Origin of the sequence: Zobellia barbeyronii (assembly GCF_018603515.1) — a bacterium.
Lineage (GTDB): Bacteria > Bacteroidota > Bacteroidia > Flavobacteriales > Flavobacteriaceae > Zobellia > Zobellia barbeyronii.
Genome location: NZ_JACATN010000004.1, coordinates 709,032 through 725,001 on the forward strand (window position 1 = coordinate 709,032; position 15,970 = coordinate 725,001).

Annotated in this window: 14 protein-coding genes and 1 tRNA gene; 10 read left to right on the plus strand and 5 right to left on the minus strand. The window is 34.6% G+C overall.

From position 1 onward, the window contains the following. Positions 1 to 74 precede the first annotated feature (74 nt). From trxA to HW347_RS15520, 3 genes are all read left to right on the plus strand, one after another. A complete protein-coding gene (gene trxA / locus HW347_RS15510) occupies positions 75 to 392 on the plus strand; it encodes a thioredoxin (RefSeq protein ID WP_038237640.1) in 318 nt (105 codons plus the stop codon). A gap of 121 nt (positions 393 to 513) precedes the next feature. Further along, positions 514 to 1,443 carry a DUF58 domain-containing protein gene (locus tag HW347_RS15515; RefSeq protein WP_214612663.1) on the plus strand — a complete coding sequence of 310 codons (930 nt, stop codon included), beginning with the start codon at positions 514 to 516 and terminating at the stop codon, positions 1,441 to 1,443. Positions 1,444 to 1,515: 72 nt separating this feature from the next. Further along, positions 1,516 to 1,589: transfer RNA gene (locus HW347_RS15520), tRNA-Asp, on the plus strand. 118 nt (positions 1,590 to 1,707) lie between these two features. Here the strand turns inward: HW347_RS15520 and HW347_RS15525 are convergent. From HW347_RS15525 to HW347_RS15540, 4 genes are all read right to left on the minus strand, one after another. Then, positions 1,708 to 2,433, minus strand: coding sequence for a hypothetical protein (locus HW347_RS15525; RefSeq protein WP_214612664.1), 726 nt, complete (start codon positions 2,431 to 2,433; stop codon positions 1,708 to 1,710). Between the two features lie 438 nt (positions 2,434 to 2,871). After that, a complete protein-coding gene (locus tag HW347_RS15530) occupies positions 2,872 to 3,537 on the minus strand; it encodes a DNA-binding response regulator (RefSeq protein WP_214612665.1) in 666 nt (221 codons plus the stop codon). 12 nt (positions 3,538 to 3,549) lie between these two features. Then, complete coding sequence (locus tag HW347_RS15535; protein WP_214612666.1) at positions 3,550 to 5,445, minus strand: tetratricopeptide repeat-containing sensor histidine kinase; 1,896 nt, start codon at positions 5,443 to 5,445, stop codon at positions 3,550 to 3,552. Positions 5,446 to 5,641: 196 nt separating this feature from the next. Next, on the minus strand, positions 5,642 to 6,379 hold the full coding sequence (locus tag HW347_RS15540; protein ID WP_214612667.1) for an NUDIX hydrolase: 738 nt from the start codon (positions 6,377 to 6,379) through the stop codon (positions 5,642 to 5,644). 253 nt (positions 6,380 to 6,632) lie between these two features. Between HW347_RS15540 and HW347_RS15545 the strand changes: the two genes are divergently transcribed. From HW347_RS15545 to HW347_RS15570, 6 genes are read left to right on the plus strand one after another with little or no spacing between them, the layout of a single operon-like run. Further along, entirely contained in the window at positions 6,633 to 7,514 is an 882-nt protein-coding gene (locus HW347_RS15545) for a hypothetical protein (RefSeq protein WP_225901945.1), read from the plus strand. A 40-nt stretch (positions 7,515 to 7,554) separates the two neighbouring features. After that, complete coding sequence (locus tag HW347_RS15550) at positions 7,555 to 8,619, plus strand: substrate-binding domain-containing protein (RefSeq protein WP_214612668.1); 1,065 nt, start codon at positions 7,555 to 7,557, stop codon at positions 8,617 to 8,619. 17 nt (positions 8,620 to 8,636) lie between these two features. After that, complete coding sequence (locus HW347_RS15555) at positions 8,637 to 10,151, plus strand: sugar ABC transporter ATP-binding protein (protein ID WP_214612669.1); 1,515 nt, start codon at positions 8,637 to 8,639, stop codon at positions 10,149 to 10,151. 27 nt (positions 10,152 to 10,178) lie between these two features. Beyond that, on the plus strand, positions 10,179 to 11,147 hold the full coding sequence (locus HW347_RS15560) for an ABC transporter permease (RefSeq protein WP_214612670.1): 969 nt from the start codon (positions 10,179 to 10,181) through the stop codon (positions 11,145 to 11,147). 22 nt (positions 11,148 to 11,169) lie between these two features. After that, positions 11,170 to 12,666 (plus strand): mannitol dehydrogenase family protein, encoded by a 1,497-nt coding sequence (locus tag HW347_RS15565; RefSeq protein ID WP_214612671.1) that lies wholly within the window; start codon positions 11,170 to 11,172, stop codon positions 12,664 to 12,666. Then, complete coding sequence (locus tag HW347_RS15570) at positions 12,667 to 13,548, plus strand: carbohydrate kinase family protein (protein WP_214612672.1); 882 nt, start codon at positions 12,667 to 12,669, stop codon at positions 13,546 to 13,548. It abuts the gene before it with no gap. 12 nt (positions 13,549 to 13,560) lie between these two features. Here the strand turns inward: HW347_RS15570 and HW347_RS15575 are convergent, their stop codons facing one another. Continuing rightward, positions 13,561 to 15,051, minus strand: a complete 1,491-nt coding sequence (locus tag HW347_RS15575) for a mannitol dehydrogenase family protein (protein ID WP_214612673.1) — start codon at positions 15,049 to 15,051, stop codon at positions 13,561 to 13,563. Positions 15,052 to 15,209: 158 nt separating this feature from the next. On the opposite strand from HW347_RS15575, the gene HW347_RS15580 reads away from it, so the two are divergent. Then, a complete protein-coding gene (locus HW347_RS15580; RefSeq protein ID WP_214612674.1) occupies positions 15,210 to 15,935 on the plus strand; it encodes an NUDIX hydrolase in 726 nt (241 codons plus the stop codon). The last annotated feature ends 35 nt before the right edge of the window (positions 15,936 to 15,970 follow it).

Here is a 15,970-nt window from a genome sequence, read left to right on the forward strand (position 1 = left end):
AAAGCAATGTATCGTTAGTAAGGAAACAGGCATATATTTGACTAACTTTGTATAATATTTAAAAACAGAAAATCATGGCATTAGAAATAACAGACGCTACTTTTGACGAAGTAGTATTAAAAAGTGACAAACCAGTAGTAGTTGATTTTTGGGCAGCATGGTGTGGACCATGTAGAATGGTAGGCCCTATCATTGAAGAGGTTAGTTCAGAATACGAAGGCAAAGCCGTTGTAGGTAAAGTAGATGTTGATGCAAATCAAGAATTTGCTGCTAAGTACGGTGTGCGTAACATTCCAACTGTATTGGTATTCAAAAACGGTGAGATTATTAACCGTCAGGTTGGAGTTTCTCCAAAGAAAGTATACACAGACGCGATTGACGCAGCTTTATAATAATGTTTTCCCTTGACAAAGGGAGCTATAGAAAAAATCCCGCTTTTAGTGGGATTTTTTTATGCCCAAAACTGACGCTTCCCTCAATTTTAGTTTTAGGTTTAATGCCTATCTTAGTAAGATGAACCTGCAATCCGAATTAAATAAAACTTCACTTTTCTCAAATTTAGAGCTTTTAGCCAACCAGGTAGTGGAAGGTTTTATTAGCGGCATACATAAAAGTCCGTTTCATGGATTTTCAGCGGAATTTGCAGAGCATAAGATTTATAACGATGGGGAAAGTACAAAGCACATAGACTGGAAGCTTTTTGCGAAGACTGATAAACTGTACACCAAAAGGTATGAGGAAGAGACCAATTTAAGGTGCCATATGATACTGGATAGTTCAGCCTCTATGTATTACCCCGAAGTAAAGGATTTATCGGCCTCCAATTTAAATAAAATCGGTTTTGGAGTATTAGCCATTGCCGCCTTGATGAACACCCTTAAAAGACAACGAGACGCCGTTGGCCTAAGTGTATATTCGGACAGCTATAACTTTTACTCTCCAGAAAAAGGAAGTGAAAGGCATCATCAAATGCTATTAGCAAAATTGAGTGAAATTAGCTTGGACACTAAACCAGCCCAACAAACGGAAACTTATACCTATTTGCACCAAATAGCGGAAAACATAAAAAGAAGAAGCCTAATTTTTCTTTTTACGGATATGTTTCAAAATTCTGCAGATGATGAAAAAATATTTGATGCCCTCCGTCATTTGAAATATAACAAGCATGAAGTAGTACTATTCCACCTTTTAGACCGATCTACAGAGTTTCATTTTGATTTTGACAATACACCCAAACGTTTTTTAGATGTAGAGTCTGGCGAACATATAGATTTGTATTCCAGCAACATAAAAGAAGCTTACGAACGCAGTGTCACTTCTTATTTTGAAGATTTGAAACTAAAATGCGCCCAGTACAAGATTAAATATGTGGAGGTTGATATAAAGGGAGATTTCTCCAAAATACTCAACACCTATTTAGTGGAGCGAAAGAAATTTGTATAATGATGAAATTTTTATCGAAAATTGTTTGCGCAATTGAAAATGCGGTGTATATTTGCACTCGCTAAACGCCACGGTCTGGTAGTTCAGTTGGTTAGAATACCTGCCTGTCACGCAGGGGGTCGCGGGTTCGAGTCCCGTCCAGACCGCGAAAAGCCTTCAACGCAAGTTGGAGGCTTTTTTAGTTTTAGAATATTAGGAAATATTCACTTCTGCTACGCTAAAGCACGCATCATTTTAATTACAACTAAGACCCACAACAAACCATTAGTTATCTTCAAAAAAGAACTCATGAATTTCAATGAGACTGCTTCGTTTTATCTGCACCAAGTCTCTGGTTTCCTTTAAAAAAATTCCTAACGACCGCTCATTATATATAAACTTCATAGCATCTGAATAATCAACTACTACATACATATCTCCGGATAGCCTGTAAAAAGGTATGACAGCTTTATTTTTCACCTTTATCCCCCTATTCAGAATTTTACCTTGCGTCAACAGACCTTCCACTTTGTTTTCATTTTTTTCATCGGATGCTGTTTTCACATAGGCGACCATCATCTTAACCCATTCCGTTCTGTCTATTAGAAACCATTTTACTTTTGTAAAATCTATACCATATTCATTAATCCATCCATGACTAGTAAAACCAAGTAAGACTTGCTTTCTACCATTCAATTCAGGCTGATCCATTGGCATAAATTCCTGGATTTTAAATGTAATTAAAGAAGCAGAAGACATGTCTTTTAATTTTTTACCATCAAAATCCAATGTTTTCAATGAAAAACTGGTCATTCTAGGATTATTTGCCAACAACCATTCTGTAGCAGTTAACTCCGCTCTTTCCTTCATCTGTTCCACCGCAGCCACACTTGCTCCAATAGCAACCAATGCTCCCACTGCTCCCGCAACAACAGCTCCATCGTTTTGGGCATTCACATATTTCGGAAATGATAATAGTAAAACAATCAACAGTATAGTTAAGTTTTTCATGCACATAATTTATCAGTGGTTAGTATGGATATTATCGAAGTAATATTAAAGACCAAGCCCGCAAAATTCAATGTTCCCCCAAACATCTCTTTAACAGGCCGGTCTATATCTTAATTAAATTTAATATTGAGTAGAATACTTTTTAATACACCACGTACAGACATTAGATTGAACAGAGATTTTTTTGACTATAACAATTGCTAATTGATCCATAGCCTGAAACCCTAAACCTGCCTTGTCAATTCTAAAAGCAAGCAAATTGAAGTCTAGTATGCATATCATCAACTCCATTGAGTTGTGCTGTGTGAGTAACATAGTATTTGGTCATCTATTAGTTTGGTTAGACCAAAACTACCACCATAAAAAGACAACCCCTTACAGATATCCGTAAGGGGTTTAAGTTTTAAAATAATAATGTAAAGACGGGAAGCTAAAACCTTAGATTCTACCTTGCTTAATTAACTTGGCAATAAGGTGATGTGTGTTTTTAGCCCCAAAGGCATCAAACAAACGGCTTACTTTTTTATCAATAGTACTTTCGCTATTTGGAGATATATTCTGATTCTTTAGCTTTTCAGAGATTTCCTTTTTAGTTAAACCTTCGGCTAAATCTTGTAAAATTAAAAGATCATACTTATCTAGCTCAAAAACCGAGTTGCTACTGTTCAGGTTAATCTGGGGAGATACATAAGTTCTATTTTGGTAAACTTCTTGTATAGCAATAATCAACTCATTAAGCCCATTACGACCTTTACAGACGTAGCCGTTTATTTTTTGATCTGTAAAAAGCGGATTAATTTGGGTTGGATCATCTATCATAGAATTTACAATAACTTTGATATCCGGATCCACCTGCCTTACTGCTTCAATAAGAGCCTGGCCTGAAGTTAGCCTACGAGCTACAGGGCCTTCTTTAAATGATAAATCGGTTACTAATAAGTCATAGGGTTCTTTATTAAGAAAAGCCACCTTAAACCTATTAAAGGCTTTATCGCAATAAAGTTCTTCTTGAATATCTTCTACCTCCATCCTATTTTCCAAGGCATTTACAATGCCTTTATTGGTGTCTTGAAAGTCTTCTGCTATCAGTATTTTTTTGAACATAGTCTGCACTATTTAATTCGGTATTTCAATTTGAGCTTTAAAACCATCGCCCTTCTCTGAATCAAAAGTAAGACTTCCGTTAATTGCTAGAATACGCTTTTCTGTATTCCACAAACCATTTTTATTATTCAAGCTGCTTTTTGTAGCTCCATTACCGTTATCTGTGTAGTTAATTTTCAACTTTGTCTTAGTCCGTTCAAAACGGATTGACACAACAGATGCAGCACTATGTTTCTGCATATTTATCATGAGCTCTTGCAGCACCTTGTACAAGGTTTTCTTAGTAATATCGGACAAAATCAACCAATCTATGTCTGCACTACCAGTCACTATTAATTGTGTGTTTTTACAATAGCTACTTAGCATACCAAAAAGAACTTCTTTAAATTTTGGCCCGGTATCTACGTCATTAATTTTTCTAGAAAAATCTCTACTTTGATTGTAGAGATCATCAACAACATTTAACACATCTGTGTTATCCGAACCATTTTGAAGCAATACCATAGCATGGTTAAGCTTACCAGCAAAGTCGTCATGCAATTTTCTGGACAGCTCAGCTTCCGTTTCATAAATTGCTTCCATTTTTGCCGTTCTATTCTCCTGTTTTAATCGCCTAGCCCTTTGAATTGAGAAAAACGCTGCGAAAGCAGAAATAAACAAAATCAATGCTAAACCTGTATAGGATATTATTTTTTGATTACGCTCCTTTACAATCTCCAATTGGTGCTCTACGTTTTCTTTTTCCAAATTAAGTATAGATTCTTGCTTTAACTTATCATCATATCTGTATTTGGCAAATTGGGTTTTTACTTTTAATTCTTGATCATAAATACTATCCTGCAAAAACACATACCTATTTCTTATTTCAATATTTAAAGGCGATAATTGCATCACAAATTTTAAGGCATCCTTTTCTGCACGAGGTATTTTTAAACTTTTAGATAATTGGATAACCGAATCAAAATATGCCCTGGCAATTCTAGGGTTGTCATTACTATAAAATTCTCCTAAATGCGTGTAACTGGCGATTTTACCTCTTTTATCTTTTTTCTGAACCCTTATTTTTAACAGCTGCTCAAACTCATTACTTTTAATAGACGCCCCAGACAACCACTTTGCATATGCCAGATTATCCAAGACTCTTGCATACTCCTTTGGGTTCTTGGAAATCGCAGAATCTTTACTAATATCAACTAGCAGCGTAACAGCCTTATCAAACTCCTTATTATCAATATAATTAGCCGCTAGGTTATTCTCATAAATTAGCTTGTCAGTTTTGGATTCTGTTGTGTAGATAGCCTGCTGGTAATAGTCAATTGCATCAGAAAAGTTGAGTAACTTCCTATGGTTCGTAGCCAAAGTATTGTAACAATTTGCTCTTTTCTCAGGATTCTTTAAAAAAATTAAAGCATCAGTAAGCGTCTCTTTACTGCCAAAAAAGTCATTATTGTTCTTTTGAATAATACCTATATTCATTAGGTTTTCACCAACTAAACTACTGTCTTTAACTCTCATGAAATATTCTTTTGACAAAGAATAGTTTTCAATAGCCTTGTTATAATCGTGTTCTATTTCTGCAAAATAATACCCCATTAAGTAATACTGTTCTGCCAATACAGACGCTTTATCTACATTCAAGGAATTACTTAGCAGCAAATCATTATAGAAAAGCAGGCTATCATACTCTTTGGAAATTAAATGAAGCAGATTCTTCTGATAAAGCACTTGCCCATAAAGACTATCCTTGATGGATTTTTTAATCTTCTGATATGATTTTAGAGCGGTTTTATTCCTATCTATTAAAGAAAGAGATTTATCTTTAGAGAGGTTATAGTAGAACAGCGTACTGTCCAAAATCTCACCAGACTGTACCATGCCCTGGTCATTCCGAGATGTACAGGATGCCATTAAACAGCAAAAAACTAAAAACAAAAACTTATTCAAAAGCAACAATGGGTGTGAGGTTTAATTAAAAAAAGCCATACTATATAGTATGGCTCAAATTAGTAAAATAAATCCGCTTACTTGCTTGCTGTTATGTACAAATACTTTTATTCTAAACACAAATTAATCCAACCTAATATTTTAGCGAATAAGCACAACCCTAAATACTAATTAGATAATTTTTAGTAAACATTTTCTCATATATATCCTTGCTGAACATATATAATTGTGCCGGCTTTTTTGAAACACCTACTTGCTTTTCATCTAAGGCAATAATATATTTTTTATTAATCAATTTTCTTCTAAAGTTTCGGTTATCAATTTCAATCCCTAGAATAGATTCATACAAATCCTGCACATCATTTATTGTAAATTTTACCGGTAACAGCTCAAAAGTAATAGGCTCTGATAAACATTTTATTTTTAGATCTTCATAAGCTTCCATTATAATTTTTTCGTGATCAAATCCTAATTTCGGCAGCTCTCTGATGGGAAACCATTTCGCCTCATACCTTTTACTTCCCACACCCACATCCTCTGTTTTTAGCAAAAAGTAGTATGCAATAGTAAATGTTCTAGAACTAAATTTCTTGTTCTTTATCCAAATCTGGTCCGTCTCACTCATTAAGCGGCTTGGAGAACCAAAGGCTTTGAATTGTTTCTTATACAAATCCGTTAATCCCGTTAACTCTTTCAAAACCCGAGTAGAGGCTTCATCTAGAGTTTCATGCTCATACACATGATAACCCGTTAGCACATAATCATCTACCAAAATATCTGACCCTATTTCAGATTCCAAGTAGCGTTTGATCAATAAAACGTTTAATGATTTTTTATTTGTGTCATACCCAAACACAACACAATCTACTGATATATTAGAAATTACCTCAAGCTCCATAGACCAATATTTTGAATAAAAATAGATAAATATTACGTTAATATACAAATTAAACGTTTTAAATACGTTTTTTAACATATTTCAATATTCTTAATGTTCATGGTAGTTATAAGGTAAAATAGCACAGTTTTAGGGTAAAATATGATAGTTATAATGTTAATTTATTTGGCAATTCGGAAAATATAATATTCTTTTGCCTTAGCAAACGTTCATATGACGTTTATTAATTAACTAACTCAACAAACTTAAAATCATGAGACTATTACTTTTAAACGCTAAAAGAGCAACTAGTTGTGTTTCAGGCAAATCACAGAAATTACGTAACTTAAGTTTCAGGATTACTCTATTTTGCTCTTTACTACTAAGCCTAACCTTAGCCTCGGCTCAAGATGACATGGAAAAAGAAGATGACTACAAGCCATTTAACGCCGGTGGGCATTTAAAAAACATGCATATTTGGCACGGGTTTGTAGTACACCCAGGAGCAATGTTCGCCACCAATCTAGAATACAACTCAAGAAATGAAAAATTTACTTTTGGTGTATGGGGTGGAGCTGGTCTAACTACTGTTGACGTAATCAATAAAAATACAGGTGAAGCCGCAAGCGCACACTATCAAGAATTTTCAATCTACACCGTTTATCGTTTTTCTGATAAATTTTTCGCGGAGGCAGTAACTCACAATAATTACACAGGCGTTGAAGAAAGAGGAGATAAGCTTCGTTACTGGAGCTATGATAAAACCCAAGGATACAATTTTGTAGATATCAACTTTGGATACAATGTTACTCCTAATACTCTACTTTATCTAGCTACCATCGTGGCTGGTGGCTCTGGAGATTACGAAACACAGGCTGATGGTTCTCTTAAAGATTCTTGGACACATTACTTTGAAATTAAAAGTAAAGTTTGGGAAAAAGATGATTATAAACTTTCTCTTTTTGCGGGAGGAGCATGGTCATTCTTAACAGACAAAACTTTTTATACCGAAGACAAAGGGAATGTCATTAATGTAGGTATGGCCCTAAGTAAAACCGTTAACATTGGCAACTACAAAATGCCAGTAGAGGTTACCGCCATGTGGAATCCTGAGAAGCAAAAAACAGTCTTATCATTAGACCTTACCTTATTTTAAAAGAGCAACTAAAAATAAATAACCACAAATACTATTGAATATGAAAACAAAGAACAAAAACTGCGTATTAAGAGAATTTTTTAAGCCACTAATGGTCCTCGCATTAATTTTTAACCTGACCAGTTGTGTGGAAGAAACCAAGACAGCTACCTCATCCAATAACAAAACTGAAGAAGCTGAAGAAGGTATTGTAAGTGAACTAGACCTTACAGGAAAGAAGATAGGATATTGCACTCCTTCCCTAAACGCACCATATTACCAGGCATTACTACAAAGTATTCAGACGAATACTGAAAAAAATGGTATGGTTTTTTTATCTGCTGATGGACAAGATGATATTAATAAACAAATAGCAGCAGTAGAAGATTTAATTACTAAAGGAGTTGATGCCTTATTATTAAACCCTAAAGACCCTGACGCATTGGTAGGTGTTACTAGAGCAGCAAAAGCGGCAGGCATACCAGTATTCATTATTGACAGCTCTATTGATCCTTCAGCAGAATTTATAACAACAATTCAGTCAAATAATTTAGCAAATGGTGAATTAGCAGGAGAATGGCTTGTTAAGAAAATGGGTAAAACCAAAATGAATATTGCTTTATTAAGTGGTAATGCCGGAAACCCTGTTGGGAGAACTCGTAAGCAAGGTTTACTACAAGGTATTACAGAAGAGCAATTAAGAACACAAGGCGAAATTGATTTAAATATTAAAACGCAAGCCTACACGGAATGGTCTTATGCCGGAGGCCTGAAAGCAATGGAAGATATTTTAGTAGCACATCCAGACATTAACGTGGTAATTACAGAATCTGATGTTTGTGTATTAGGAGCAATTAAAGCAATTAAACAAGCAGGAAAAACGGATGATATTTTAATCGTTGCAGGTGCAGACGGACAAAAGGAGGCGATTAAATACATTATGGATACTGATTTTTACGGATGTACTGCAATGAACAGCCCTGTGCAAATTGGCAAAAATGCTGTTGAATATGCAATTCAATATATGAATGGAAAAAGAGATTTTAAGAAAACATCCTTTACAGCACCTTTATTAATTACCAAAGATAATGCAGCAAAATATTACGACCCTAAAGCCTTATTTTAATATTCAAAGTCATTGATATGAAAACTTCAGAAAGTGAATATAGAGTTGAAATGACTGGAATATCCAAAAGTTTTGGTGTGGTTTCGGTACTAGAAAATGTTAATCTAAAAGTAAAGCCTGGAGAAATCCACGCTTTACTTGGTGAAAACGGTGCTGGGAAATCTACTCTGGTAAAAATCTTAAGTGGTGTGCATCAAAAAGATTCTGGAAAAATCACCCTAAACGGTCAGGAAATAAATCCAAAAAACACGCACGAAGGACAAGTGTTAGGGATTAGTGTTGTCTACCAAGAATTATCATTAGTGAACGATTTATCAGTAGCTGAAAATATTTACTTGCACAAATTGGGTGCAAGTAAATTTTGGATGAACTGGAAGAAAATTACAGAAGATGCACAAGAGCTAATTGATTCATTAGGCTTTGAAATTGATGCTGCTGCAAGGGTAAGAGATTTAAGTATTGTACAAAAACAAGTGGTAGAAATTGCAAAAGCACTATCTGAAGACACAAAAGTTCTAGTGTTAGATGAGCCAACTACGGTTTTTGACCCAACGGATATTAAAAAATTATTCGATAATCTTTTCAAACTAAAAGCAAAAGGAATCTCTATAATCTATATATCACATCATTTAGATGAAATTTTTAAAATAGCAGATTCTGTTACCGTACTTAGAGATGGTGTAGATACTGGGAGTATGGCGGTTGCCGATACTGATGCCGATGGCGTTATCCGATTAATGATTGGTAGAGAGTTAAAAGATTTATACCCTCCCCGCAATGTTCAAGTAGGAGAAGTCCCTGTTTTTGAAGTTAAAAACTTAACTGCAAAAGATACATTGGTTCACGATGTATCCTTTTCAGTACGCCCTGGAGAAATTTTAGGAATTGCAGGATTAGGCGGAAGCGGAAGAACAGAAACCGCCAAACTTATTTTTGGCGCGCATAAAAAGAAATCGGGAACAATGCTTCTAAATGGAAAAGAAATAAAAACGAATACACCAGTTTGTGCAGTTGGGCATCAAATAGGTTTTGTTTCAGAAGATAGAAAAGAAGAAGGGGTGTTTTTACCTCTTTCAATTAGACGAAATATTAGTGTAACCAATTTTACAGGCATTTCAGGTAAACTAGGTTTTATTAATACGGATAATGAGTATAAAAATGTAGTAGGGTTAATTGATAAACTGAGTATTAAAGCACCAAGCTCAGAAATAGATGTTAAAAATTTAAGCGGCGGAAATCAACAAAAAGTAGCATTAGCGAAATGGTTGAGTGTTGATAGTAAAGTGATTTTTATAGACGAGCCTACACGCGGAGTTGATGTTGGGGCCAAAGTAGAAATATACAACCTAATCAATGAAGTAGCCGAAAAAGGCGTAGGCGTAGTAGTCATTTCTTCAGATATGCCAGAAATAATGGGTATCTCAGATCGTATTTTGGTAATGTATAAAGGTACCATTTATGGCGAATTACCAAAAGATAAATTTTCCGAAGAAAATATTCTACGATACTCTATTGGAAAGCAATTAAAATAATAAAGTCGAACCACAAAAATTCATATCATGGCCTTAACAATAAAACAACAGTTCAGCAGTCCTGGCGGCATACTTAAGTTTTTAATTAAACATAACACTATTTTCATTTTTATCGTACTGGTTATATTTTCAGCATTAATTTCAGATGTATTCTTTACATCCGTCAACCTTTCCAATTTATTAAAACAAGTTTCCGGTATAGGTATTATTAGTATTGGAATGCTCATAGTTATTCTAACGGGAGGGATTGACTTGTCCGTTGGTTCCATGGTAGCTTTATTGGCAGTTACTTTTGCCATTTTGGTAAACACGGTAATCTTACCACTAGCAATTATACTAACAATTATCATCGGGTTTTCTCTAGGAAGCGTAGCAGGTTACCTCGTAGCCTTTCAAAAGATGGCTCCCTTTATAGCCACGCTCGCCCTGATGACCATAGCAAGGGGACTGGGATTTATATACTCTAAAGGCTCCCCTATTACATTCAAAACCCCCGGAGGAGAGTTTATGTCAAACTTTGCTAATAATTCAACTTTAGGCATTCCTAACATTGCAATCGTTTTTTTTCTAATTGTTATTGGCGCGATGGTAATGCTACGCTACAATGTTTTCGGAAGGCTGGTTATAGCTATAGGAAGTAACGAAGAAGCCTCTAGACTATCCGGTATAAAAGTCAATAAATACAAATTTTTAGTCTACGCAATTTCAGGAGCCTTGGCTGCTACCGCTGCTATAATTGTTGCTTCTAGAACAAATTTAGGCTCACCTAATATGGGTATGGCATGGGAATTAGATGCTATTGCCGCTGTGGTGATTGGTGGCGCAAGCTTGAATGGAGGAAAAGGAACAGCCATAAACACCTTAATGGGCGTTCTTATTTTAGGACTGATAGGAAATATCCTTAATCTTTTAAACGTACCCTCTTATCCGCAACAGGTAGTAAAAGGTGGAATTATAATATTTGCAGTTCTTCTTCAAAAATTTGAAAGCAAATAATGAAAATATAAAGATTGAACACATGACTAATTATAAATTAAATAGCAAAAATCTGAGTAAGCTAACCAAACAGGTTGCTATTCCTCAATACGATAGATCTAATGTAAAAACCGGTATTGTACATGTTGGTATTGGTGGCTTTCATAGATCTCATGAAGCATATTACACAGACCAGTTGTTACATGACGAATCAATTACAGAATGGGGTATTTGCGGAATTGCTTTATTAGATTTTGACTCTAAAATCTACAATACATTAAAAGAACAAGATGGCCTTTATACGCTAATTGTAAAAGAATTAGATGGCTCCTTGACTAAAGGGGTCATTGGCTCCATTGTGGATTATATGTTCGCTCCGGAGAACCCATCAAAAGTAATTGAGAAAATGGCAAGTGCCGATGTTAAAATTATAACATTAACCATTACAGAAGGAGGTTACAATTATAGCGAAGCAACTGGCGAGTTTGATTTTAATAACCCCCTAATTGAATTTGATTTAAAGAATCCTCAGGCACCAAAAACAATTTTCGGGTATTTGACGCAAGCTTTAAAACTTAGAAAAGAAAGAGGACTAGCTGGTTTCACTATTCAATCTTGTGACAATATTCAGGGTAACGGGCATATGACAAAAAAAATGTTGATGAGTTACATCAAAAAAGCCCAACCAGAATTAGCTCCTTGGATTCTATCTAACGTGTCGTTTCCTAATAGTATGGTAGATAGAATTACACCGGCAACATCTCAATCGGATATTATTCAATTACAAGAAACTAGTGAGATAGATGATGCTTGGCCAGTAGTTTGTGAGCCTTTTAAACAATGGGTAATAGAGGATGATTTTATAGCTGGCAGACCAGCATGGGAAACCGTTGGAGCTCAATTTGTAGAAGACGTAGTGCCTTATGAAAAAATGAAACTTAGTCTATTAAATGCAGGGCATTCTGTATTAGGAATACTTGGCGCCTTAATAGGATACAACACGATTGACGAATCTGTTCACAACAAAGCCATTCGTACTTTTTTAAACAGTTACATGGATAAAGAAGTAACTCCTATCCTAGGTGATTTAGAAGGTATTGATTTGTATAAATACAAACAATCTTTACTACAAAGGTTCGGTAATATTTACATAAAGGACCAAATAGACAGAATCTGTTCTGAGAGCTCCGCTAAAATCCCAATCTTCATTTTACCTACGGTAAACACCCAATTACAAGAAGGCGGTTCCATTGAGTATGCTGCGTTCGTAATTGCCGCTTGGGCTATTTACAGTATAGGTATTGATGAAAAAGGAGAACCTTTACTTATTAAAGATGTCTTAGAAACAATTTTAAAAGAAAAAGCCTTGGTTGCAAAAAACGACCCTGCTTCATTTTTAGAAGTAGAGTCTGTATTCGGGAAACTCAAAGACTCCAAAAAATTTGTTGATGCTTATCTAAATGCCTACGGAAACATATTAAAGTACGGAGTAGAAGAATGTATAATACGTATGAATGATAAGGTCTTAAATAATATTTAAATGAAAAATATAGTTTGCTTTGGCGAGGTTTTGTGGGATGTTTTTCCTACTCATAAAAAAATTGGAGGAGCTCCACTAAATGTAGCTGTACGTTTGCAATCTTTGGAAAACAACGTAACTATTATTAGTAGAGTAGGAAATGACGAAGCCGGTAATAAAATTGTAGATTTCATTACCGAACAAGGTGTGAATAAACAAAACATACAAGTTGACGAAAAGTTAGAAACCGGAAAAGTAAAAGTGATGTTGAACGAGAAAGGTTCAGCATCATACGCTATAGAATTCCCAAGAGCTTGGGATGATATTCAGTTAACGGAAGACTCAAAGAAAACCACACAAAAGGCAGATGCTTTTATTTTTGGGAGTTTAGTTGCAAGGGGTGATAATTCTAGAAACACTTTGTATGAACTTTTAAAATTAGCCAAGTATAAAATATTTGATGTAAACCTTAGAGCTCCCTATTACACTACAGAAGTGTTGGAGTATTTAATGAACGAAGCCGATTTTATAAAATTTAACGATGATGAAATTTTTGAAATAGCAAAAACACTAAACTTCAAATCTCAATCTATAGAGCAAAATATCAAATTTATTGCAGAACACACTAACACTAAATCAATATGTGTTACAAAAGGGCGACATGGAGCCATTCTATATTATAATGACGATTTCTACTATAATAGTGGTTACCAAATAATAGTTGTAGATACAGTTGGTGCCGGCGACTCATTTTTGGCTTCCTTAATCAACAAATTACTAAAAGGGGTTTTACCTCAAATTTCCATTGATTTTGCCTGTGCTATTGGCGCTATTGTGGCCAGCAGTCAAGGAGCTAACCCTAAAATAGAAAGAGAAGCCATTGAAAAAATGATTTATGCCTAAACAGTTAAAATACTAAAGCAAGTTGTTATTAAAGTTTTTAATACAATCTTTTATTGAGTGAGATCTAATTTGAGCTAAATACCCTATATATTTTTCAACAAATACAGGATTAGTATTCAACTCTCCAAAAACAGATTCAATCTCCAAAAATTTAATTGGGTCTTGATGAGACAGGGTTGATCTTCTAATAAGCGTGTTACTAATAGAATCTGAAATTTTGAAGACCTTACCTTGATCATTAACCCCATCATAGTATTTACACCATGCCGCAACCACAAAAGCAGCTCTATTAATAACTTTATCCTTTAATAGTTGTGAATTGATAGTTGGCAAAATAAAGGCAGGGACTTTAGCAGAACTTTCGCTACAAATTCTTGAAAGACTATCATGAATATAAGGGTTTTTGAACCTAGTTATTAATTTGGTTTTGTAATTTTCTACCGATAAGGTTTCAACATTCTCCAACACAGGAATAACCTCCTCATCCATATAAGCCTTTAAAAAACTCATAAATTCTTCATCATTTGCAGCTTCATGTACAGTCTTATAGCCATGAAGGGTACCCAAAATTCCTAGAATGGTGTGACCCGCATTTAGCAACTGAAGTTTCATTTTATCATAAAATTCAATCTGCTTAACAAATTGAACTCCAACTTTTCCCCACTGCGGCGTTTCATGAAAAAAGTTATCCTCTATAACCCAATTACTAAAAGACTCACAGACTACCGGCCATTGATCCTCAATTAAAAAATCCCTTTTTAGGGCCTCTATATCTTCCTGTATGGTAAGTGGTGTTATCCTATCTACCATTGAATTTGGAAAAGTAGAATTCTTTTCTAACCAAGGTAATAACTCAGGCTCTACTTGACTTACGTAGTTCAAAAAAGATAGTTTCATCGTATCTCCGTTTCCTTTTATGTTATCACAGGATAATACGGTACAACCAGACAAACCTCTTAGTTTCCTTAACTTAAAAGCCTGAACTAAATAACCAAAAACGGTTTTTGGATAAAACGGATTTTTCACGTCTTCATCAACCGAAGGGTGTTCTTGATCAAATTCTCCCGTAATTTCATTAAGGTGATATCCGTCTTCGGCAATAGTTAAAGAAATTATCTCAATATCAGGATTTGCCAATCTCTCTATAACCGCCATTGGATTTTCGGGCCCAAAAAAATATTCAACTATAGAACCTATTATTTTCACTTGATGAGAACCATTCTCATCCTTTATAATTAATGAATATAGTCCGTCTTGGTCTTTTAAAACATTATATATCTTTCGATCTCCATCCAACAAATCTATTCCGCAAATACCATAGTCTAGCCTATCGTGCTTTTGCATTAACTCATGCATATAATATGCCTGATGTACCCTATGAAAATTACTTACGCCTATATGCGCAATACTTGTTTTAATTTTATCTCGGTCAAATGTAGGCGTAGACACTCTATTTCTCAATGAATCTACATTTTCTATATTTAAATATACCGGGTTTTGCATGTTGTTTCTCCGTATCTAGTCAGTATCCAAAATCTCTGAATTTACATAAAAAATAAAATTATATCGATATTTTTAAGGGTTCATTGTATATTGACAAATTAGAAACCTCCCCAACGGTAATAGAGGGTTAGATTTAAAGATAATAGAGCTGTATTTAAATGGATTTTAGAAAACTGGATAATGTATCTGTTAATTGTATCATATTTGGCTTGGGCTCAGACGGTTTATATGTTCTATTACAAAAACGAACCCTAAATATGTTCCGTGATGACTTTCCCATTATTGATGATTGGATTATAACTGGAGAGCGTGCATTTATTAGCAAAACCTTGGAAGAATCTGCTAATACTATTTTTAAAAGTATTACAAATCTTAGTGAATTTAATAGAATTCAATTTCGCACTTATGGAAACTCCTCTAGCCTAAAAACCGACAAAGACCTTTTGTGGGTAAAAAGTCATGGTCTAAAAGTACAATCAATGACTATCGCCTACTATTTTGTGCAACCTAAGAAGAGCGCTACATTAACAACAGACCAATTTAAATGGTTCTCTATAAAGTCGCTACCAGACCTTGGTTTTGACCACTATGATATTATAAATGATGCTCATGAGGATGTAAAGAAAAAAATAATGGTTGAACCTGTTATATTTGATTTTCTGCCTTATAAGTTTACATTGAATGAATTGCAAATAGCTTTTGAAGCTGTCCTAAATATTGAATTGGACAACCGAAATTTTCGAAAAAAAGCTTTAAAGAAAATTTACATCGTTCCATTGAATGAGACAAAAAAAGGGAATGCCAAAAAACCCTCAAAACTATATGCTTTTAGCCGTGATGTGTATGATAAGGTAACGGAAAAAGAGTCTATGATAAATTTTTAGAATATTAAAAGTAATAGTTATCTTCTTGCTTCTTC